Annotated in this window: 16 protein-coding genes; 12 read left to right on the top strand and 4 right to left on the bottom strand. The window is 63.4% G+C overall.

Annotation, left to right across the window (positions count from 1 at the left end):
- Positions 1-12: 12 nt before the first annotated feature.
- The 4 genes from ACZZ0Q_RS10835 (at position 13) to ACZZ0Q_RS10820 (ending at position 5018) form a co-directional block, all read left to right on the top strand.
- The gene (locus tag ACZZ0Q_RS10835; RefSeq protein ID WP_463382837.1) at positions 13-816 is read left to right on the top strand and encodes an exodeoxyribonuclease III; all 804 of its coding nucleotides are present in this window, start codon (positions 13-15) and stop codon (positions 814-816) included.
- A 91-nt stretch (positions 817-907) separates the two neighbouring features.
- Positions 908-1876: a PfkB family carbohydrate kinase gene (locus ACZZ0Q_RS10830; RefSeq protein WP_463539005.1), complete on the top strand. Its 969-nt coding sequence runs from the start codon at positions 908-910 to the stop codon at positions 1874-1876.
- Positions 1869-4229 carry a glycosyl hydrolase family 65 domain-containing protein gene (locus tag ACZZ0Q_RS10825; protein WP_463539006.1) on the top strand — a complete coding sequence of 787 codons (2361 nt, stop codon included), beginning with the start codon at positions 1869-1871 and terminating at the stop codon, positions 4227-4229. The genes ACZZ0Q_RS10830 and ACZZ0Q_RS10825 overlap by 8 nt, the downstream gene beginning before the upstream one ends.
- Positions 4230-4244: 15 nt before the next feature.
- Positions 4245-5018: an SDR family oxidoreductase gene (locus ACZZ0Q_RS10820; protein WP_463539007.1), complete on the top strand. Its 774-nt coding sequence runs from the start codon at positions 4245-4247 to the stop codon at positions 5016-5018.
- A 49-nt stretch (positions 5019-5067) separates the two neighbouring features.
- On the opposite strand, the gene ACZZ0Q_RS10815 is transcribed toward ACZZ0Q_RS10820, so the two are convergent.
- The 3 genes from ACZZ0Q_RS10815 to ACZZ0Q_RS10805 form a co-directional block, all read right to left on the bottom strand.
- Positions 5068-5925 (bottom strand): SDR family oxidoreductase, encoded by an 858-nt coding sequence (locus ACZZ0Q_RS10815; protein WP_463539008.1) that lies wholly within the window; start codon positions 5923-5925, stop codon positions 5068-5070.
- Between the two features lie 224 nt (positions 5926-6149).
- Entirely contained in the window at positions 6150-6596 is a 447-nt protein-coding gene (locus ACZZ0Q_RS10810; protein ID WP_463539009.1) for a DUF421 domain-containing protein, read from the bottom strand.
- A gap of 12 nt (positions 6597-6608) precedes the next feature.
- On the bottom strand, positions 6609-7136 hold the full coding sequence (locus tag ACZZ0Q_RS10805; protein WP_463539010.1) for a hypothetical protein: 528 nt from the start codon (positions 7134-7136) through the stop codon (positions 6609-6611).
- A 145-nt stretch (positions 7137-7281) separates the two neighbouring features.
- Between ACZZ0Q_RS10805 and ACZZ0Q_RS10800 the strand changes: the two genes are divergently transcribed.
- The 8 genes from ACZZ0Q_RS10800 (at position 7282) to nhaA (ending at position 18261) form a co-directional block, all read left to right on the top strand.
- Positions 7282-8289, top strand: a complete 1008-nt coding sequence (locus ACZZ0Q_RS10800) for a ligase-associated DNA damage response exonuclease (RefSeq protein WP_463539011.1) — start codon at positions 7282-7284, stop codon at positions 8287-8289.
- Positions 8286-9935, top strand: a complete 1650-nt coding sequence (locus tag ACZZ0Q_RS10795) for an ATP-dependent DNA ligase (protein ID WP_463539012.1) — start codon at positions 8286-8288, stop codon at positions 9933-9935. The genes ACZZ0Q_RS10800 and ACZZ0Q_RS10795 overlap by 4 nt, the downstream gene beginning before the upstream one ends.
- Entirely contained in the window at positions 9932-12520 is a 2589-nt protein-coding gene (locus ACZZ0Q_RS10790; RefSeq protein WP_463560563.1) for a ligase-associated DNA damage response DEXH box helicase, read from the top strand. The genes ACZZ0Q_RS10795 and ACZZ0Q_RS10790 overlap by 4 nt, the downstream gene beginning before the upstream one ends.
- Positions 12517-13173, top strand: coding sequence for a ligase-associated DNA damage response endonuclease PdeM (pdeM, locus tag ACZZ0Q_RS10785; protein ID WP_463539013.1), 657 nt, complete (start codon positions 12517-12519; stop codon positions 13171-13173). The genes ACZZ0Q_RS10790 and pdeM overlap by 4 nt, the downstream gene beginning before the upstream one ends.
- 664 nt (positions 13174-13837) lie before the next feature.
- On the top strand, positions 13838-15214 hold the full coding sequence (gene ppnN, locus ACZZ0Q_RS10780; RefSeq protein WP_463539014.1) for a nucleotide 5'-monophosphate nucleosidase PpnN: 1377 nt from the start codon (positions 13838-13840) through the stop codon (positions 15212-15214).
- A gap of 90 nt (positions 15215-15304) precedes the next feature.
- Positions 15305-15931 carry a flavin reductase family protein gene (locus tag ACZZ0Q_RS10775; protein ID WP_463539015.1) on the top strand — a complete coding sequence of 209 codons (627 nt, stop codon included), beginning with the start codon at positions 15305-15307 and terminating at the stop codon, positions 15929-15931.
- Between the two features lie 134 nt (positions 15932-16065).
- Positions 16066-16785: a S1 family peptidase gene (locus tag ACZZ0Q_RS10770; protein ID WP_463560561.1), complete on the top strand. Its 720-nt coding sequence runs from the start codon at positions 16066-16068 to the stop codon at positions 16783-16785.
- Positions 16786-16911: 126 nt separating this feature from the next.
- Positions 16912-18261 (top strand): Na+/H+ antiporter NhaA, encoded by a 1350-nt coding sequence (gene nhaA, locus ACZZ0Q_RS10765; RefSeq protein ID WP_463539017.1) that lies wholly within the window; start codon positions 16912-16914, stop codon positions 18259-18261.
- Positions 18262-18338: 77 nt separating this feature from the next.
- On the opposite strand, the gene ACZZ0Q_RS10760 is transcribed toward nhaA, so the two are convergent.
- Entirely contained in the window at positions 18339-19061 is a 723-nt protein-coding gene (locus ACZZ0Q_RS10760) for a hypothetical protein (RefSeq protein ID WP_463539018.1), read from the bottom strand.
- Positions 19062-19163 lie beyond the last annotated feature (102 nt).

Below are 19163 nucleotides of genomic sequence, written 5' to 3'. Positions count from 1 at the left end.
GACCGAGACCTTATGGCCAAGAAATCCGCCGCTGCCGACACGCTGCGCATCGCCACCTTCAACGTCAACGGCATCAACACACGCCTGTCGGCGCTGTTGGCCTGGCTGCAGCGCGAGGCGCCCGACATCGTGTGCTTGCAGGAACTGAAAGCCGCGCAACAAAAGTTTCCCGCCAGTGCGATCCGCGAAGCCGGCTATGGCGTGATCTGGAAAGGCCAACCGGCCTGGAACGGCGTGGCGATTCTGGCTAAGGGCATGGAGCCGTTGGAAATCCGCAACGAACTGCCCGGCGACCCGGACGACACCCAAAGCCGCTACTTGGAAGCAGCGGCTCATGGCGTGGTGGTCGGCTGCTTGTACCTGCCCAACGGCAACCCGCAACCGGGGCCGAAGTTCGACTACAAACTGGCCTGGTTCGAACGTTTGATCAGCCATGCCGAAGGCTTGGTCGACAACGGCCACCCCGTGGTGCTGGCCGGCGATTTCAATGTGGTGCCGACCGATTTCGACATCTACAACCCCAAATCCTGGCGCAAGGACGCGCTGCTGCAACCGGAAAGTCGCGAGTGTTATCAACGCCTGCTCGCCCAGGGCTGGACTGACTCGCTGCGCGAGCGCCACCCCGATGAACCGATCTACACCTTCTGGGATTACTTCCGTCAACACTGGCAACGCAATAGCGGTTTGCGTATCGACCACCTGCTGCTGAGCAAACCACTGGCCAAGCGTTTGGTCGACGCCAACGTCGACCGCTGGGTGCGCGATCAGGAACACGCCAGCGACCACGCCCCCACCTGGATCACGCTCAAGCGCTGACGCCCTGCGACGAAACGCAACGAACTCCGGCCGACCGGGGCGGGTCATCTGCTTAGCAAGCAATCCACTACCACCCGCAGCGGAGAACCCCATGGCAGGCACGTTGGTATCGCTGGGCAGCATCAACGCGGACTTCCAATTACGCGTGAACAACGCCCTGAGCGACGTCGAAACGCAACTGGCCACCGGCTTTGCACGGCGGCCGGGTGGCAAGGCCGCCAACACGGCGTACATCGGTGCCCTGTTCGGTCATCGCAGCGTGTTACTCGGTCGAGTCGGCAACGACGACCTGGCCGAACAAGCCCTGGCGCCGTTGCGCGCGGCCGGGGTCGAGCTGAGCGGTGTCAGCCGTTCCCATACAGAACCGACCGCCGTGTCCATGATTGTGCTGCCGCCCGGTGGCAAGAAGCAGATCGTGCTGGCCGCTAACGCCAATGATGAATGGGACCCAGCGGCCATCGACGTGGCGCTTGAACCGCTCACTGGGCTGGCGGCGCCTGCGTGTCTGGTGGTCGATTGCGAAGTGCCTACCCGCGTGGTCGAGCAGGTGGTGCAGCAGGCGCACCGCCTGCACATTTCCGTGATCCTCGACCCGTCCTTTCCCGACCGTGTGCCGCCTGCCCTGCTCCACGGCCTGACCGCCATTACCCCCAACTGTGAAGAAGTGGCCGCGCTGTTGGGCCTGGAACCTGGCGAATTGAACGACCTCGACGCCCTCGCCCACGCCGCCCGTGAACTGTGCGCACGCGGAGTGAAATTGGCCTGCATCAAACTCGCCGATGGCGGTGCCGTCATGGCCCACGAGCAACGGGTTTTCTATGTGCCGGCCGCCGAAGTCAACGTGGTCGACAGCACCGGCGCCGGCGACGCCTTTACCGCCGTGCTGGCCATCACTTTGCTCGAAGGCCTGGCGCCATTGGAAACCGTGGCGTGGGCCGTCGCCGCCGCGCAACAGGCCGTCACCGGTTATGGCTCGCAGGAAGCCTACGCCGACCGTGAACACTTGGAAGCGCTGGCGGGCCAGCGGTTTTTCCAGGCGCGGGAACTGCTCAATGATTGATCACTGTGGCGGCGCCATGCTCGCCTTCGCCGCCTTCGACCCCCACGACGAGCGCCGCCGTGAAGCCCTGTTCACCCTCGGCAACGGTGTGCTGACCTGGCGTTCCAGCGCGCCAGAAGCAGCCTTTGGCGGCGCGCCGGGTATGCGTTACGCCGGCCTTTACCGCGCCGGCTGGTACGACGCCGCGCCGCGCTCGGTCAATGGTGTAACGCAAACCCTGGAAGCCCTGGTCAACCTGCCCGACCCCTTCGGCCTGAGCGTTTCGCTGGACGGCGAGCGGTGGTTCGCCAGCGAGGCGCTGGACTACCAGCAGCACCTCGACCTGCGCGCCGCCCAGCTCAATCGCACGCTGAGTTTTAACCTCGGCGAGCGGCGCATTCAGCTGCACGAAGAGCGTCTGGTGAGCATGGCCGACCCGACGCTCGCCCTACTGCGCTGGACACTGAGCAGCGACCAGCCACTGCCGGCCCTGCACCTGCGTTCGCTGCTCAATGCCGGGGTCAGCAACGGGCTGGTCAGCGGCAGTCATCCCTATGAAGGCACGCGCTTGCGGCCGGGAACCTTCACCCAGCGCGCCGACGGCCACGCGCAGGTTCGCGCGCCGTTACTTTCTGGCATCGGCGAGGTGCTGGTGGCTTACCAGCTGCGCAGCGACGAGCCGCTGAATTGGCACAGCCACATCGACGGCGAGCGCCTGGTGCAGCACACCGTGATCGAGCAGCCCGGCACCCGCGTCACCCTGGAAAAACGCGTTCGGGTGCTGGTGGATGACGAGATTCCGGCCGGCACGGTGGAACTGCCGACCGCACCGTTCGCCAGCCTGCGCGCAGCGCATCAGCGCGCCTGGGACAAACTCTGGCGCGCTGCCGATGTGCAATTGGACGATACCGTGCTCGACACGCCGCTGCGCCTGGGCGCCTGGCATGTGCTGCAAGCCGCCTCGCCGCTGAGTGCCGAGCGCGACCAAAGCTTCCCCTCGCGCGGCTGGCATGAAGGCTATTTCGGGCAGGTTTTCTGGGACGAATTGTTCGCCTACTCGTTCCTTTCCAGCCGCCTGCCCGCCATCACGCTGAGCATGTTGCGCTACCGCTATCGGCGCCTCGATGCCGCCCGCGAGAATGCGCGCCAGGCCGGCCTTGAAGGCGCCCTGTTCCCCTGGCGCAGCGCCCGCAGCGGCCGCGAGCAAACGCCGCCGTTCAATTACAACCCGCTGTCGGGGCGCTGGATGGCCGACCACACCTACCTGCAACGGCACATTGGTGCTGCCGTGGTGTACGGCGTTTGGCAGCACTATCAAATCAGCGGCGAGAAGGAGTTTTTGGCCGACTGGGGCGGCGAAATGGTGCTGGAAATAGCCCGCTGCTGGGCCAGCCTGGTCAGCTACGACGAAACCCTGGAGCGCTTTGTTATCAATGGCGTGATCGGTCCCGACGAATACCACACGGGCTACCCGCACACCGGCCAGCCAGGATTGAACAACAACGCCTACACCAACCTCATGGCTGCCTGGGTGCTGCAACGGGCCGTGGATTTATTGCACTGCCTGCCAGCCGATCGGGAGACAGCGTTGCGCAGCCGCCTACAGCTCAAAGACAGCGAAGTCGCACACTGGCGCCATATCGGTTCACGAATGTATCTGCCCTTTCTACCCGACGGCGTGCTCAACCAATTCGACGGCTACGAGCACCTGCAACCGGCCCCCAGAGAATGGATGACCACCGAGCACCCGCGCCTGGACTGGATGCTCGAAGCGCGCAACGACTGCTGCGAGTGCTACCAAGTCAGCAAGCAGGCCGACGTGCTCGCCTTGTTCCATCTATTCCCGCCGGCCGAACTCAGCGACCTGTGTGAACGCCTGGACTATCACTTCGACCTGGCCGCCATGCGCCGCACCGCTGATTTTCACCTGGCGCGACTGAGCCATGAATCGAGCCTGTCGAAACTGGTGTGTGCCGGCGCGCTGGCCCACCTGAACCCGCAAGCCTCATGGGACAGTTGGTGCGATTGCCTGCGTACCGACCTCGACGCCCCGGCTGACAGCGGCACCCTGGAAGGCGTGCACCTGGGCGCCATGGCCGGTTCGCTGGACGTATTGCAGCGTCATTACCTGGGCCTGCACCCCACCGCCGAATGCCTGCGCCTATTTCCTGCCGTGCCGCCCGCGCTCGACGGCGTGCAGATGGGCTTCACCTTTCAAGGCCGCTACCTGCGCGTGCAGCTGCGCGACAAGGTACTGAGCCTGCACCTGGCGGAAAACGCCGAGCCATTGGACGTGTGTCACCCCGGCGGTAGCGAAACGCTCACCCCCGGCGCGGTGCTCCGTCTGGACTGCCACGCGCCAGCGGCGCACTAAACCGAGGATGGGCAAATGAACACACTGAGCGGACAAATCGTTATCGTCACCGGCTCGGACTCCGGCATGGGCCGCGCCATGGCGCTGGCCTTCGCCAGAGAAGGCGCTGATGTGGTGATCACCTACCACAGCGATGAGGACGGCGCGCAATCAACTGTTGATGAGGTAAAACGGCGCGGCAATCGCGCGCTGATGCGCCAGGTGGATGTCGGCGATGAAACCAGTGTGGTCGAGCTGTTCAACGCCGTCACCGCCGAGCTCGGCACGCCGACCGTTTTGGTCAACAACGCCGGCATTGGCATGAGCAAAGCCTTTATCGAGCTGACTGCCGAAGACTTCGACAAAACCATCCGCACTGACCTGCGCGGGCCGTTCCTGTGCAGCCGCGAATTTGTCCGTCTGCGGGACAAAGCCGGTGGCGGCGGGAAAATCCTCAACATCACCTCGGTGCACGACTCCATCCCCAGCCCCGGCAACGTGCCCTACGGTGCAGCCAAAGGCGGCCTGCTGACCATGACCCGCAGCCTGGCGCTGGAACTGGCACCGATGGGCATCAACGTCAACGCCGTGGCGCCCGGCATGATCGACACGCCAATGACCCACAAGCGTTTGGAAGACCCGCAAACCCGCGCCAAAGAGCTGCCGAATATTCCGTTCAAGCGCCCCGGCCGCCCAGAAGAAATCGCCGAGATGGCGTTGTTTCTGATCGGTCCGGATTCGGCGTATATCACCGGGCAGAATTTTGTCGTGGATGGCGGCTTAGAAATGAATTGGGGACAGGGGGCGTAATCAGCGGGAGCGCTGGGCTTCGCTTCGAACGAAGCCCAACGAGCCACCGTTACAAGATCGGCTTACCGCCCGTTACGCCATAGCGCGTACCGGAGATGTAACTGCCTTCATCCGAAGCCAACAGCACATAGATCGGCGCCACTTCCACGGGCTGCCCCGGCCGGCCCAGCGGTGTTTGCGAGCCGAAACTGGTGATGTCTTCTTCAGTCATGGTCGAGACAATCAACGGCGTCCAGATTGGCCCCGGCGCCACCGAATTCACGCGAATGCCCTTCTCACCCAACAGCTGCGCCAGGCCGGCAGTGAAGTTAGCGATGGCGCCTTTGGTGGTGGCATAGGCCAGCAAGGTCGGCTTCGGTGTGTCGGAATTGACCGAGCTGGTGTTGATGATCGAGCTGCCCGGCGCCATGTGCGGCACGGCGGCTTTGCAGATGCGAAACATGGCCGTGATGTTGATATCGAACGTGCGCACCCACTCTTCATCAGGGATGTCGGCCAATTCGCTGTGGGTCATTTGGAACGCGGCGTTGTTGACCAACACGTCGATGCGGCCAAAGGTTTCCACCGTCTTGGCCACCAGCTGTTCGCAGACGTTTTTGTCGGCGATATCGCCCGGCAGCAACAGGCACTGACGCCCGGCCTGCTCGACCCAACGCGCGGTTTCTTTGGCGTCTTCGTGCTCGTCCAGGTAAGCGATGGCCACGTCCGCGCCTTCACGGGCAAAGGCAATCGCCACAGCGCGGCCGATGCCGCTGTCGGCACCGGTAATCAGCGCAATTTTATTGGCTAAGCGATGGTGGCCGGTGTAGCTCTGCTCGCCGCAATCGGGGTACGGCTCCATACGGGTCTGGCTGCCTGGCACGGCTTGTTTTTGCGAAGGGAATGGGGGCGTTGGGTACTCTTTCATCGGTTCGCTCCAGTCAGTTGATCGAGTAGGGTCGACTGACGGCGCGCGATGGCCGTTCAACTTTTACGATGAGGGGCGTGGGGCTTGTCGGTCGACTCTGGAGATGGCGGTTGCAGGTCAGGCCAATCGCGGCTGAAGCCGCTCCTACAGTAGAGCTTCGGTGCCGGCCTCCACCGACTCCTGTGGGAGCGGCTGGGCGGCATTTCGATCAGCCGCGATGCTTTTCAAGACTCCACCGGAATGATGGAAATCTTGCCGTTCTTCTCCACTATCGCGAATTTGATCTGCTGCAAGCTCACCAGGCCCTGCTTTTCCCGCGCGGCTTCGAGAATGTCTTCCTCCCGCAGGTGCATGGCACGCAGCCGGCTTTGTAGCGGCACGCCGTTTTCCACGACGATGGTGGGCGAACCCTCCATCCATAAATCAAACGACGGCCAGCGGTATTTCAGCCGCGACAGCACCACGTCGATGGTCACCAGCGTGACGATCACCACCGCGGCATTGGTGAAGGAAAAGTCGTCGCCCAGCAGCGCCTGCTGCGTGGCTTCGCTGATGATCAGCAGCAGGATGAAATCGAAGATCGTCAGTTCCGACAACGAACGCCGCCCGGCGAATCGCAAGATGATCAGCAGCGCAAAGTAGATACCGGCGGCGCGTAACACAGCGTCCATAAAGGCCTCGAATCAGGGGTAAATGAACTGGTTGAGCGTCACGCTGCCGCCCGGCCCATGCACGACCGAGCGATACGCACCGACGCCGTCCGAGCGCACGGCCAGGTGCACGCGTACCTGACCGCCAGCGTCAGCGCGAAGCACCAGCTGCATACCGGTTTTGTCGAAAGTGGCGGCATTCTTCGCGGGTGGCGTGATGCTCTCGACGGTGAGGCCGTCGAGCAATTCGCCTTCGATACGCAGCGTTAGGTCGGCGTTTGGCGCGCCGCGCAGGTTGACAACAATCACCGACGTCGCGCCGTTGCGCAGAAAGCGCTCGTAACTCACGGCCACCTGATCCTGGCCGGCGCTGGCCTGGCTGCTGCTTAACAGGCCTTTGGAAAACAGCCCGAGCAATGTCAGCAGCACCAGCACGCTCATGCCGACCAGGCCAAGGCGTTCGAGCAGCCATAAGCGCCGCTGTACGGCCATGTTTTCGTGCACCGGCGTGAGGCGGCTGCGCGCATCGTGTTCAGTCAGTTTTACCCGGATCATGCCCATGGTTCGGCTCCTCCATAAAAAATGGACTGAGGCGGTACGGCAATGGTTCGAGGTGTTTGCTACGGTGAGACGCTGCGGTGAAAGCAAGCGAACCTATCGGCCGCTGTGGGCCTCTTAACTGAACCGAAACCGCCAAGGTGCCTGCATGGAGCTGGTGATAGCTCGACCCGAAGGCCTGTATTGCCCACCCGGTGATTTTTACATCGACCCGTGGCGCCCCGTGGAGCGCTCGGTCATCACCCACGCCCACGGCGACCACGCGCGCACCGGCAACCAACGCTATCTGGCGGCGGCGCCGGGAGAAGGCATTTTGCGCTCGCGCCTGGGGCAAGACATCAACTTGCAAACGCTGCCCTACGGCGAGCGCCTCAATCATCACGGCGTGACCCTGAGCTTTCACCCGGCCGGCCACGTGCTGGGGTCGGCGCAGGTGCGGTTGGAATACCAGGGCGAAGTCTGGGTGGCCTCCGGCGATTACAAAGTCGAGGCCGACGGCACCTGCACGCCGTTCGAGCCGGTGCCCTGCCACACGTTTATTACCGAGTCGACTTTTGGCCTGCCGATTTACCGCTGGCAGCCGCAGCGCGAGATTTTCGCCGGCATCGATAGCTGGTGGCGCGACAACGTCGCCGCCGGACGCGCCAGCGTGTTGTTCGCTTATTCGTTCGGCAAGGCGCAGCGGATTCTGCATGGCATCGACGACAGCATCGGGCCGATTCTCGTGCACGGCGCCGTCGAGCCGTTGAACGCGGTGTACCGCGAGGCCGGCGTGCGCATTCCCACCACGTTGTATGCCGGCGACATCGCGAAGAACGACCCGCTGTTGCGCGAGGCGCTGATCCTGGCGCCGCCCTCCGCTGCCGGCAGCACCTGGATGCGCCGCTTCGGCGAGTACAGCGACGCCTTTGCCAGCGGCTGGATGTTGCTGCGCGGCACACGTCGGCGTCGTGGCGTAGACCGGGGCTTTGTGCTCTCCGACCACGCCGACTGGCCGGGCCTGCTCTGGGCCATCGAGCAAACCGGCGCAGAACGGGTGATGGTCACCCACGGCCAGGTGAATGTGCTGGTCCGGCATTTGCGCGAACAGGGCCTCGACGCGCGCGGTTTCAAAACCGAATACGGCGATGAAGACGATGCGCAGGTGCCCGAATGAAAGCCTTCGCCGAGCTGTACGCGCGCCTCGACGCCACCACCTCCAGCAACGCCAAGTTGCAAGCCATGCAGGACTACTTCGCCGGGGCCGAGCCAGGCGACGCGGCGTGGGCCACCTATTTCCTTGCCGGTGGCCGGCCCCGCCAAGTGGTGCCAACCCGCGTGCTGCGTGAACTGGCCAGCCGCTTGGCGGGGTTGCCCGATTGGCTGTTCGAAGAAAGCTACCAAGCGGTCGGCGACCTGGCGGAAACCATCTCCCTGCTGCTGCCCGAAGCCGAGCACAGCAGCGACCACGGCCTGGCCTGGTGGTTGGAAGAACACTTGCTACCGCTGCGCGGTTTGCCGCCGGAAACCCTGGCCGACCGCTTGCCGCCGCTGTGGGCGCAACTCGACCGGCAAAGTTTGATGGTCAGCCTGAAACTGCTCACGGGTTCGTTTCGCGTCGGCGTGTCCAAGCTGCTGGTCACCCGCGCCTTGGCGGCGTTGGCCGGCATCGATGCCAAACGCGTGGCGCAGCGGTTGGTGGGCTACACCGACTTGTCGCACCGCCCCACCGCCGCGCGTTACTTGGCCCTGATCGCTGCTGAGTCGGATGACGAACACGCCCAGCGCGGCGGCCAGCCGTATCCGTTTTTCCTCGCCCATCCGCTGCAACAGGACATCGACAATTTCGACACCGTGCTCGGCCCGGTCGAGGACTGGCTGGTGGAATGGAAGTGGGATGGCATTCGCGCGCAACTGGTCAAGCGTGAAGGCCGCTTGTGGATCTGGTCGCGCGGCGAAGAGCTGGTGACCGAGCGTTTCCCCGAGCTGCACGAACTGGGCGAGGCGCTGCCCGACGGCACCGTGGTCGACGGCGAGCTGGTGGTGTGGAAACACGACAGTGAAAAAGCCTTCGGCATTCAACCCTTCGCCCTGCTGCAACAACGCATCGGGCGCAAAACCCTGAGCAAGAAACTGCTCGATGACGTGCCCGTGGTGCTGCTCGCCTACGACCTGCTGGAATGGCGCGGCGAAGACTGGCGCAGCCGCACCCAGGACGAACGCCGCGCGCGCCTGGAATTGTTGGTGGCCGAGATGGGCGATGAACGCTTGCGCTTGTCGCCCGAGGTGCGCGGCAGCGACTGGGCCGACTTGGCCCGCCAGCGCGAAGCCTCCCGCGAGCTAGGCGTGGAAGGCATGATGCTCAAGCGCCGCGACTCGCTCTACGGCGTCGGCCGCACCAAGGACATGGGCCTGTGGTGGAAGTGGAAAATCGACCCGTTCAGCATCGACGCCGTGCTCATCTACGCACAACGCGGCCACGGCCGGCGCGCCAGTTTGTACAGCGACTACACCTTCGCCGTGTGGGACGACGCCAGCCCCGGCGAGCGCGTTTTGGTGCCGTTCGCCAAAGCCTATTCCGGGCTCACCGATGAAGAAATGCGCAAGGTGGACGCCATCATCCGCAAGACCACGGTAGAGAAATTCGGCCCGGTGCGCAGCGTCACGCCCAGCCTGGTATTCGAGCTCGGCTTTGAAGGCATTGCCCTGTCCAAGCGTCACAAGAGCGGCATCGCCGTGCGCTTTCCGCGCATGTTGCGTTGGCGCACGGACAAAACCGTGGACCAAGCCGACACCCTCGCCACCCTGCAGGGCCTGCTATGACCAGCCCCGCCAGCGCCTGGTTTGCGCTGCGTCAGTGGAAACCTTTCCCCTTTCAAAAAGAGGTGTGGGCTGCGGTAAAAACCGGCGAGTCGGGCTTGCTGCATGCCACCACCGGCGCGGGGAAAACCTATGCCGTGTGGTTCGCCGCGCTCAATCGCTTCGCCAAGATTCCCGCTGCACCCGCGCCCACAGCGCGCCCGCGCAAACCGACGGTGGCGCCGCTGACGGTGCTGTGGATTACGCCCATGCGTGCTCTGGCCGCCGACACCGCGCGCGCCTTGCAGGCGCCGCTGGATGATTTGCACATTCACTGGAGCGTGGGCCTGCGCACCGGCGACACGGGCAGCGCCGAGCGCGCGCGGCAAAGCCGCAAGCTGCCCAGCGCGCTGATCACCACACCGGAAAGCCTGACGCTGCTGCTTACCGGCGCCAAAGCCCGCGAAACCTTCGCCAGCGTGCGCATGGTGATCGTCGATGAATGGCACGAACTGCTCGGCAACAAGCGCGGCGTGCAGCTGCAACTGGCCCTGGCGCGCCTGCGGCAATGGACGCCGGAACTGATGGTATGGGGTCTGTCTGCCACCCTCGGCAACCAACCCCACGCCATGGAAGTGCTGATGCCAACCGGGCGTCTGGTGCAAGGCAAAATGGCCAAAACCTTGCGCGTCGACACCCTGTTGCCGCCCGGCATTGAACGCTTTCCGTGGGCCGGGCATCTGGGTTTGCGCATGTTGCCGCAAGTGGTTGAAGAGTTGGAAAGCAGCAGCACCACACTGGTGTTCACCAATACGCGGTCGCAGGCGGAAATCTGGTACCAGGCGCTGCTCGAAGCGCGTCCCGACTGGGCGGGTTTGCTGGCCTTGCACCACGGCTCGTTGTCGCGCGAGGTGCGCGACTGGGTGGAACTGGCGCTCAAGCAAGGCTCGCTAAAAGCCGTGGTGTGCACCTCCAGCCTCGACTTGGGCGTGGACTTTCTGCCGGTGGAGCGCGTGCTGCAAATCGGCTCACCCAAAGGCGTGGCGCGCCTGATGCAGCGTGCCGGGCGCAGCGGCCATGCGCCGGGGCGGCCTTCGCGCGTGACGTTGGTGCCGACCCACAGCCTGGAACTCTTGGAATCGGCGGCGGCGCAAACGGCCGTGGCCGAGCGCCGAATCGAGGCGCGCCAGTCTCCGGAAAAACCCCTCGACGTGCTGGTTCAGCACCTGGTCAGCATGGCCCTGGGCGGCGGTTTTATGAGCGAGGCCATGCTCGCCGAAGTGCGCAGCGCCTGGGCTTACCGCCAGCTCACCGACGAAGAGTGGGACTGGGCCTTGGCCTTTATCCGCCACGGTGGCCACTCGCTCACCGCCTACCCCGACTACCGCCGCGCCGAACCCGACGCCGACGGCCGCTGGCGCGTGCCCGATGCGCGCCTGGCGCGGCGCCACCGCATGAGCATCGGCACCATCGTCAGCGACGCCAGCCTGAGCGTGAAGTACTGGACCAAAGGCGGCAGCGGCGGCTCATTGGGCAGCGTCGAAGAAGGCTTTATCGCCCGCCTGCGCCCCGGTGATGGCTTCCTGTTCGCCGGGCGCCTGCTGGAATTGGTGCGGGTGGAAAACATGACCGCCTACGTACGCCGCGCCACCGGCAAAAAAGCCGCCGTGCCGCGCTGGAATGGCGGACGCATGCCGCTGTCCAGCGAACTGGCCGACGCCGTGGTCGACAAACTCGGCGCCGCCGCCGCGGGCGAATACGCCAGCGATGAGATGCGGCTTTTGCGCCCGTTGCTCGCGGTGCAGGAAAGCTGGTCCGCGCTGCCGACCGCCTACACCTTGCTCGCCGAAGTGGTGAAATCGCGCGAAGGCTGGCACCTGTTTCTTTACCCGTTCGCCGGGCGTTCCGTGCACCTGGGGCTGGCCAGCCTGCTCGCCTGGCGCCTGGCCGAAGGGCAACCGCTGAGCTTTTCCATCGCCGTTAACGACTACGGCCTGGAACTGCTGTGCGCCAGTCCCATCGACTACGCCCACGCCCTAACCCCGGCGCTGTTCAGCACCGAGCACCTGTTGCGCGACGTGCTCGCCAGCCTGAACGCCGGTGAGTTGGCGCGCCGCCGCTTTCGCGAAATCGCCCGCATCGCCGGGCTAGTGTTCTCCGGCTACCCCGGCGCCGCCAAAAGCGCCCGGCAACTGCAAGCCTCCAGTGCCTTGTTCTTCGACGTGTTCCAACAATACGACCCAAGCAACCTGCTGCTCACCCAGGCCCAACAAGAAGTGCTGCGCCAGGAACTGGAAGTGCAGCGACTGCAGCACACCCTGGAACGCCTGCAAACGCGGCGCCTGGACGTGCACGTGATCAAACGCGCCACGCCCCTGGCCTTTCCGCTGCTGGTGGAACGCTTCCGCGAAAGCCTCAGCTCGGAAAAACTGGCCGACCGCATCAAACGCATGGTGCAAGACCTGGAAAAAGCCGCCGGCCCCGGCGGTTACGAAGCCGAAACCGACGCCCGATTCGCCATCGACAACGAGCGCCCTGCCCCACGCAAAGGCCGCGCCCCGCGCCAAGGCAAAGACGGCCGACCACGTCCCGTTAAGGAGCGTCCTTGAGCGAACATCTGCCCGTGCAACTGGCTGGAACCGAGCTCTGGCTGCTCGCCGACAAAGCCATCTGGTGGCCCGACTACCAGGCGCTGCTGATTGCCGACCTGCACCTGGGCAAGGCCGCCACCTACCGCCAACTGGGCCAACCTGTGCCCCACGGCACAACCGCTGAAAACTTCCACCGCCTCGACCAGTTGCTGCACCGCTACCCCAGCCGGCGCCTGATCGTACTTGGCGACTTTCTCCATGCCCGCCAAGCCAAAAACCCCGCCACCTTGGCCGCCCTACAGCAATGGCGCAGTGGCCATGTGGCCATGGACATCACCCTCATCCGCGGCAACCACGACCGCAACGCCGGCGACCCACCGGCGGAGCTGGGCATTGAAACCGTCGCCGAGCCGCTACTGGTGGGCCCGCTGGCCCTGCAACATGAACCGGACGCCCACGCCACCCACCATGTACTGGCCGGGCACGTGCACCCCGCGTATCGCCTGCGCGGCAAAGGTCGGCAGAGCTTGCGGCTGCCGTGCTTTTTGATTGGCGAACGGGTGAGCCTGATGCCCGCGTTTGGGAGTTTTACTGGTGCGATGGGCGTGTTGCCTGAGGATGGGGAGCGGGTTTTTGTGGTGGGGGATGGTGGGGTTTGGCGGGTGGTTTAGGGGGGAATCGCTTTGAGCCGCGATGTTTGTGATTTTGCTCCAAAGCCTTTGATCTACAGCTTGTGATCTGCCGCTTTTGATCTTGATCTTGATCTACCCCGCACCGTTTATCGCAGGCCGAGTGGAGTCGTTGCGTAGGGGGTTGAGCGGCCGGGAGCCGCGAGAGGCGTGTCGGGCCATGGATGGCCCTTATCGCGGGGACGCCTAGTCCGTGCCCCCGGAGTAACGACGGAAGGAGGGAAGTCGGAGCGCAGCGTAGACCCAAGGTAGGGGCTAGCGTTTTTGGTTACTTTTGTCGCAATGACAAAAGTGACTCACGCGTAAGGCGCGAAACCAAAACGTTCAGCACACGCGGTAATGAATACCCTCGCCGATCCACCGTGTACGGCTTGAGATACTGGATCCCCGCGTTCGCGAGGATGACGGTGGTGTTTGGTAATTCCTCCGTCACTCCGAGAACGCAGATGACGGAGGTTTTGATAACGCTCGCAGTACAAGCCCCAACGGAACAACCCCCACTCCCCACCGGTCTCTAGCCATACACCCAGCCCGCAAAAAACCCCGACCTGCATCGCCCTGTGACATCCCCCCTCCCACACGGCAAACTACCCCCACACCGGAGCCGGAGTGCTCCTGTCCACCGCTCCTCTTTATGGAAAACAGAATGCGCCACAGACAAGTCATCAACGCCTCCGTCAGCCCCAAGGGCAGCCTGGAAACATTGTCCCAACGCGAAGTGCAACAACTCAGCGAAGCTGGTTCCGGCAGCATCTACGACCTGTTCCGCCAGTGCGCCCTGGCTATCCTCAACACCGGCGCCCATATCGATAACGCCAAAACCATTCTCGACGCCTACAAAGACTTCGAAGTGCGCATCCACCAGCAAGACCGTGGCGTGCGCCTGGAGTTGTTGAATGCGCCGGCCGACGCCTTTGTCGATGGCGAAATGATCGCCAGCACCCGCGAAATGCTGTTCAGCGCCCTGCGCGACATCGTCTACACCGAGAACGAACTCGACAGCCAACGCATCGACCTGGAAACCTCCCAGGGCATCACCGATTACGTGTTCCACCTGCTGCGCAACGCCCGCACCCTGCGACCCGGCGTGGAGCCGAAAATTGTCGTGTGCTGGGGTGGGCACTCCATCAGCACCGAGGAATACAAGTACACCAAGAAAGTCGGCCACGAGCTGGGCCTGCGTAGCCTCGATGTGTGCACCGGCTGCGGCCCAGGCGTGATGAAAGGCCCAATGAAGGGCGCGACCATCAGCCATGCCAAACAGCGCATCACCGGCAGCCGTTACCTGGGCCTGACCGAGCCCGGCATCATCGCTGCCGAGGCACCGAACCCGATCGTCAATGAGTTGGTGATTCTGCCGGACATCGAAAAACGCCTGGAAGCGTTCGTGCGAGTCGGCCACGGCATCATCATTTTCCCAGGCGGCGCCGGTACGGCCGAAGAGTTCCTGTATCTGCTCGGCATCCTGATGCACCCGGACAACCAGGACCTGCCTTTCCCCGTCATCCTCACCGGACCGAGAAGCGCCAAGGCGTATTTCGAGCAGCTGCACGCGTTTATTGGGGCAACGCTGGGGGAATCGGCGCAGGCGCATTATCAAATCATTGTCGATGACCCCGCTGAAGTGGCGCGGCAGATGACTCAGGGGCTGAAGCAGGTGAAACAGTTCCGCCGCGAGCGCAACGACGCGTTCCACTTCAACTGGCTGCTGAAAATCGATGAAGGCTTCCAGCGCCCATTCGAGCCGACCCACGCCAACATGGCAGCGCTGAAACTCAACCGCAGCATCGCCCCGCACGAGCTGGCGGCGAATTTGCGTCGCGCGTTTTCCGGCATTGTGGCGGGCAACGTGAAGGCCACCGGCATTCGCCTGATCGAAGAATTCGGCCCCTACGAAATTCATGGCGACCCCGCCGTGATGGAGCCGCTGGACAAACTGCTGCAAGCCTTTGTTGAGCAACACCGCATGAAACTGCCCGGCGGCGCGGCCTATGTGCCGTGCTACCGCGTGATTAACGGCTAACCCCCTTACCTGTGTGAGCGGCTTTAGCCGGGATGTTTTTAGGAGCAGCGCGGTTAATCGCCCGCCCACAGAGAGCACTTGAGGTCCTCCATGCGTGAATTCCATTTCTACGAACCCAAACTCGGCCACGGCCTGAAACACGACCCGCTCAATTCCATCGTCGCCCCACGGCCGATTGGCTGGATCTCGTCGCAAAGCCCTGACGGCGTACTCAATCTGGCGCCATACAGTTTCTTCAATGCCTTCAACTACACGCCGCCGATCATTGGCTTTTCCAGCATCGGCTGGAAAGACAGCGTACGAAACATTGCGGCCAGCAAAGAGTTTGTCTGGAACCTGGCGAGCCGCCCGTTGGCTGAGCAGATGAATACCTCGTCGGCGCTGGTAGCGCCCGAGGTCAATGAGTTCGAGCTGGCAGGCCTGGAGACCGCGCCTTCACGCCTGGTGAAACCGCCACGGGTGCTGGCCAGCCCGGTGTCCTTCGAGTGCCGGTTGAGCGATATCGTGCAGCTGCAGAAAGCCGACGGCGGGCTGATTGATACCTGGCTGGTGCTGGGCGAGGTGGTGGCGGTGCACATCGATACGGCGGTGCTGGAGGACGGCGTGTACAACACCGTGCTGGCGCAACCGATCATGCGCGGCGGCGGCCCGACCGACTATTTCGCCATCGAAGAAAGCCAGCGTTTCCACATGCACCGCCCGGTGGTGGACAAATAACCGCAGCGCTTTCAATGCGGGTTTCGCTGTCCTGACGAAACCCGCTTTGCCGGCGCAAAAATATCGCTCGAACCTTCCAGCCGCTGCGCCCTTCTTACTTAACACCGCAGCTTCTTTACAGGATGTAACTCATCATGCTGGAACCTCTCCTTCTCGCCGCTACGCGCGTGTCCACCTACGACCTGGACCGCCCACTCACCAACGCCAGTGGCTTTTTTTTCCAGCGCGACGAACGCCTGTTTCTGGTCACCAGCCGTCACGTGGTCGTCGACGCTCCGACCGAGCATCACCCGAGCCGCCTGGAAATCGAGCTGCACACCAATAAAAACAACCTGGCGGAGTCCATCGGCTTCTCCATTCCGCTGTTCAAAGACGGTAAAAGCCTGTGGCGCCAAGGCACCGATTCGGGCGGTGAAATCGATATTGCCGTGGTCGAAATTGATCGCAGCGCCCTGCCGCCGACCACCGCGTACCTGGCTTTCACGCCTGAGCACCTGGCCGATCTGACCAAGCCCATCGAAATCGGCAGCCCCTTGCTGGTGGTCGGTTTCCCGCTGGGTTTCCACGACACCTTGCACCACATGCCCGTAGCGCGGCAGGCCAGCATTGCTTCGGCGTTTGGCCTGCGGTTCAAGGGTGAAGGCTACTTCCTCACCGACGCGCGCACGCACCGTGGCTCTAGCGGCGCACCGATTGTGATGCGCATGGCCGCCGACGATAACCGCGAGCTTCCGTGGCTGCTGCTGGGCGTGCATTCATCGCGTCTGGACGTTAACCGCGATCAGGAGCTGGACGAAGCGCTGGGCCTTAATTGCGCCTGGTATTCCGATGTGCTGATGACCCTGACCGAGTAAATCGCGGGTGGCGGTATCGGTTTTCGTTGTGTAAGGTTGCCGGCGGGTGTCACGGCTGCAGTTGCGCAGCCGGGCAGGTTTTTTGTGTTGGTCGGGCCGCCGCACAGTCTGAAAAAGTGAGCGACCATGAACCGACCCCTTCCCCCAAAGGCTCTTCCGGCTGCGCGCCGCGTAGCCGACAAAGCATTTAGCGCCCTCGAGCATTTCCTTCATATCGAAGCCGTCAGCGGCATCGTTTTGATGCTCGCCGCTGCCATCGCCCTGATCTGGGCCAACTCCTCGGCCGCCGACAGTTATCACCACCTCTGGCACATGCCGATCAGCCTTGGCTTGGGCGATTGGCAAATTTCCCAGACCCTGCACTTCTGGATCAACGACGGTTTGATGACCGTGTTCTTTCTGGTGGTTGGCCTGGAAATTCGCCGCGAAATTCACGAAGGCGCCCTCGCCACACTCAAGCTGGCGACCCTGCCGATGGCCGCCGCGCTCGGCGGCGTAGTGGTGCCAGCGCTGATCTACGTCGCCCTTAACGTCGACCCGAACCTGCGCGCCGGCTGGGCCGTGCCCACGGCCACCGACATCGCGTTCGCCATGGGCGTGCTGGCCTTGCTGGGCAAATCGATTCCGCCGTCCGTGCGGGTATTTTTGCTGGCGCTGGCGATCATCGATGACATTGCCGCGGTGCTGATCATTGCCGTGTTCTATTCCGGCGGCCTGGAGCCCATCGGTTTCCTGATCGCCGCTGCGGGCATTGTGCTGGTGTTGATCTTTCAGCAAATTGGCATCGGCTCCGCGTTTGCCTATGTGCTGCCCGGCGCCATTTTATGGTTCGGCCTGTTGAAAACCGGCGCCCATCCCACCCTGGCCGGCGTGGTGTTGGGGCTGATGACGCCGGTGTTTTCCCGCCCCGATACCGAGGGTCCGCTGGACAAGGCCAGGGGCGCCCTGCACAACCTCACGCACCGCGCCGAGGAAGACACCGGCGAGGTCTTGCATTCGGTCAAACAGCTGCGCACCGCACAGCGCGAATTGCTGCCGCCGGTGATCCGCGTGCAGGCGGCGCTGCATCCTTGGGTGGCCTATGGCGTGATGCCGTTGTTCGCGCTGGCTAACGCGGGCGTCAGCCTCGGCGGCGTCGACCTCAACGATTCGGCCTCGCTGACAGTGATGTTCGGCGTGCTCTGCGCGCTGGTGATTGGCAAGCCGCTTGGCGTGATGTTCAGCACCTGGCTGCTGGTGCGCCTGGGCTGGTGCGTGCTGCCGCCGGGCATGACGTGGTCGTGGCTGGGTTTGATTGGCTGCCTGGCGGGCATTGGCTTCACCATGTCGATCTTTATCGCCTCACTGGCCTTTACCGACGATGGCCTACTCAGTGCCGCCAAGCTCGGTGTGCTGCTCGCCTCGGCCATTGCCGCCACGCTCGGCCTGATAATTGGCGCCCTCGTGGTTCGCCGCGCCAAGGCGAACCCTGCCTAGACCCGCCCAAACCACTCCGTCTGTGGGAGAGGCTTTAGCCTCGATGCTTTTTGAGCTTTAAAAGCAGGCCGTGGCGGCTACCGATAAGCCGCCACCCTCGCCTGCCATTCGGGGTCGTTGGCCAGCGTTTCAATGGCTTTGTTGAGCGCTGGCAACAACCGAGCGTAGGCCGTGGGGACCAGCAGGTGGCGCTCGTAGCGACTCATCGGCTCGGCGACAAATAACTCGGCCTGCAAGGCCGGTCGCTCAGACCAGAAAAATTCCAGGGTGCGTTTGCCCACTACCGTGGCGTCGATCCAACCGCGTTGCAGGCGTTCGACGTTCACGCGCTCGTCGACGCTGTCTTCGCGTTTCACCGAACCGCTCGTGAGCAGAGGAATCAGTTCCGGGTAGTAATGCCCGGCCACCAGCCCCAAGCGATGCCCCGGCACGGTGTCGAGCGTGAGCCGCGCGGGCTCGCCGCTGTTGCGCGACACCAGCAAATTAACGTCATCGATAAACGGCTTTGTCAGCGTAAAGGCCGGCGAACTGGGGAACCACGCCGGGCTCACGCCGAGCACCAGACCCGGCAGCCGGTCCTCGGTCAATTGCCGATCGAGGCGCCTGCGGGGAATCTCACGAACGGCAAAGTGGTAATCCGGCATCAACGCTTCCAGCCGCTGCGACAGGTCGAAATACAGCCCTTGTTGCGCGGCGTAATCCACCACGTACGGCGGTTTGTTCTGGTAGCAAAACAGGGTGATATCTTCAGCGGCCGATGCCGCCGCACTGTGCACAAGCCAGACCACAGCCCACAACATTGCTCTCACCGCACACCCCTGTTTTGCCGAATCGTTACCGATTGACTATAGATCAGCAGGCGCGTGCGACAGGCCGCACTGCCTATCAGCGTTTTCACCTTT

This window comes from Pseudomonas sp. AC070, from assembly GCF_979258635.1.
The sequence above is the reverse complement of the archived record's forward strand: the minus strand, read 5'-3'. Positions and strand labels throughout refer to the sequence as shown.

Bases quoted from the DNA above. Each gene is read 5' to 3' on its own strand.
- ACZZ0Q_RS10835 (WP_463382837.1), top strand. From the start codon at position 13: ATGGCCAAGAAATCCGCCGCTGCCGACACGCTGCGCATCGCCACCTTC.
- ACZZ0Q_RS10830 (WP_463539005.1), top strand. From the start codon at position 908: ATGGCAGGCACGTTGGTATCGCTGGGCAGCATCAACGCGGACTTCCAA.
- ACZZ0Q_RS10825 (WP_463539006.1), top strand. From the start codon at position 1,869: ATGATTGATCACTGTGGCGGCGCCATGCTCGCCTTCGCCGCCTTCGAC.
- ACZZ0Q_RS10820 (WP_463539007.1), top strand. From the start codon at position 4,245: ATGAACACACTGAGCGGACAAATCGTTATCGTCACCGGCTCGGACTCC.
- ACZZ0Q_RS10815 (WP_463539008.1), bottom strand. From the start codon at position 5,925: ATGAAAGAGTACCCAACGCCCCCATTCCCTTCGCAAAAACAAGCCGTG.
- ACZZ0Q_RS10810 (WP_463539009.1), bottom strand. From the start codon at position 6,596: ATGGACGCTGTGTTACGCGCCGCCGGTATCTACTTTGCGCTGCTGATC.
- ACZZ0Q_RS10805 (WP_463539010.1), bottom strand. From the start codon at position 7,136: ATGGGCATGATCCGGGTAAAACTGACTGAACACGATGCGCGCAGCCGC.
- ACZZ0Q_RS10800 (WP_463539011.1), top strand. From the start codon at position 7,282: ATGGAGCTGGTGATAGCTCGACCCGAAGGCCTGTATTGCCCACCCGGT.
- ACZZ0Q_RS10795 (WP_463539012.1), top strand. From the start codon at position 8,286: ATGAAAGCCTTCGCCGAGCTGTACGCGCGCCTCGACGCCACCACCTCC.
- ACZZ0Q_RS10790 (WP_463560563.1), top strand. From the start codon at position 9,932: ATGACCAGCCCCGCCAGCGCCTGGTTTGCGCTGCGTCAGTGGAAACCT.
- ppnN (WP_463539014.1), top strand. From the start codon at position 13,838: ATGCGCCACAGACAAGTCATCAACGCCTCCGTCAGCCCCAAGGGCAGC.
- ACZZ0Q_RS10775 (WP_463539015.1), top strand. From the start codon at position 15,305: ATGCGTGAATTCCATTTCTACGAACCCAAACTCGGCCACGGCCTGAAA.
- ACZZ0Q_RS10770 (WP_463560561.1), top strand. From the start codon at position 16,066: ATGCTGGAACCTCTCCTTCTCGCCGCTACGCGCGTGTCCACCTACGAC.
- nhaA (WP_463539017.1), top strand. From the start codon at position 16,912: ATGAACCGACCCCTTCCCCCAAAGGCTCTTCCGGCTGCGCGCCGCGTA.
- ACZZ0Q_RS10760 (WP_463539018.1), bottom strand. From the start codon at position 19,061: ATGTTGTGGGCTGTGGTCTGGCTTGTGCACAGTGCGGCGGCATCGGCC.